Raw genomic sequence first — 1,622 nt, forward strand, 5'->3', positions numbered from 1 at the left:
TGTGCTGAGTGTGGCACATGGCATGATAGAGATATCAATGCTGCTAAGAACATCCTTGCGGTCGGGCTTGACCGTCTAGCTGTAGGAATCCCCTCGGTTTAGCGAGGGGAGGAAGTCAAGCCAAAGTCTTGGTAGATGGGCAACCTGTCTCATTAAAAAATCGAGCTATTTCTATTTGGAAAAAGCAGGGTGATGAGTACAAGTTCTTTGTGTATCAAGGCACGCCTTTTAGTGAGTGATTGCAGGAGATTTGATGCTTGCTTATTACTATACTGATTAATGCTAAAATAGTGACCCAAAAAGAGCCCCTTATTAAATAAAGCTGCGCACCTATAGTGTATAGCCTCAGGAAACCCAATGATTGTTTTTAGAAAGCCCAATGCCTTTAACGTGCTATTTGCTCTGCGCGGCTCTATTGTGCCGAGAATTTATCGTCAGGTATTGCTTATTACCTTAATAAGTACCCTAATTGCAGCAGTACAACACTGGGTTCCAAGCTCATTTTCATCCTATGGTGCGGCGCCTTTTACCCTTCTAGGTATTGCGTTATCGCTATTTCTTGGCTTTCGTAATAATGCCAGTTATCAGCGTTGGTGGGAGGCCAGAACCTTATTGGGGCAGCTGGTATACGAGTCTCGAAGTCTGACACGCCAAGTCACTTCGTTTATTGATGAAAAAGCTGTAGGCGCAAAAGAGACTCAGCGCCGTATGGTTTATCTCAACATTGCCTTTGCACATGCAATGAGGCATAGATTCCGTAATAGCTCGCCTTGGGCAGAGGTTGAGGCATATATAGCACCAGAGCATCATGAAAGTATGCGTCGAGCCGGCAATTTACCTGAATATATACTAAGATTGTTGGGGCAAGAGCTGGGTCATTGTCGACGAGAAGGCTTAACGTCTGATTTGATGATTCAAAATATGGATAATCGAGTGAGCTCATTAACTGTGGTGCTCTCTGCCTGCGAGCGTATTCACAATACCCCCTTGCCCTTTGCCTACACGCTGTTAGTACACCGCACGACCTATCTATATTGTTTCTTGTTGCCGTTTGGTCTGGCCACCTCATTAGGCTGGGTAACGCCTTTAGTGTGCGGCATTATTGCTTATACCTTCTTTGGTTTAGATGCCCTAAATGAAGAAATCACCGATCCTTTTGGTGAGGAGCCAAACCATCTGCCATTAACTACCATCACTCGGGCTATTGAAATTAATTTACTCGAAGCGTTGGGAGAGACTGATTTACCTCCACAGATTACGCCTGACAATGGCTATTTACCTTAATCAGAAGCTTGGTAAATTAGCTAGGCTATTTATAAGATAGGCTGTTTATAAACAGTAGCTAAAATAGTATTTGACCAAACCTGAATAAGGGGCTATGGTTCATAATGACTAGCCATAGATTTGGCGGTAAGCTGGGAGGAAGTCAAAAACTCATATTAATAGGGTTACAAACAGTAATCACAAATCTATCTAAATCTATGTATAATTGCTCACTATGAGTAAATTATCAAGCATAAAACAAGCAGCTAATCAGTTAGGCGTTTCTGTCTCAACTCTACGAAGATGGGATGAGACAGGTGTGCTTGTCGCCCAAAGAACACCCAAAGGCCATCGTAGGT

The 1,622-nt window shown here is 43.2% G+C and carries 2 protein-coding genes and 1 pseudogene; all 3 read left to right on the forward strand.

Translation table 11 applies throughout. From position 1 onward, the window contains the following. Positions 1 to 102, forward strand: a pseudogene (locus A1232T_RS14445) (RNA-guided endonuclease TnpB family protein); the annotation flags it as partial. 255 nt (positions 103 to 357) lie between these two features. Continuing rightward, positions 358 to 1,284: a bestrophin family protein gene (locus A1232T_RS10825; RefSeq protein WP_077449422.1), complete on the forward strand. Its 927-nt coding sequence runs from the start codon at positions 358 to 360 to the stop codon at positions 1,282 to 1,284. Positions 1,285 to 1,498: 214 nt separating this feature from the next. Beyond that, positions 1,499 to 1,622, forward strand: a 124-nt coding sequence (locus A1232T_RS10830) for a MerR family DNA-binding transcriptional regulator (protein ID WP_143513989.1), incomplete at its 3' end; no start/stop codon positions are given.

Origin of the sequence: Psychrobacter pasteurii (genome assembly GCF_900162815.1) — a bacterium.
Taxonomy (GTDB): domain Bacteria; phylum Pseudomonadota; class Gammaproteobacteria; order Pseudomonadales; family Moraxellaceae; genus Psychrobacter; species Psychrobacter pasteurii.

Coding starts and splice junctions, on each gene's coding strand:
- A1232T_RS10825 (WP_077449422.1), top strand. CDS start 358: ATGATTGTTTTTAGAAAGCCCAATGCCTTTAACGTGCTATTTGCTCTG.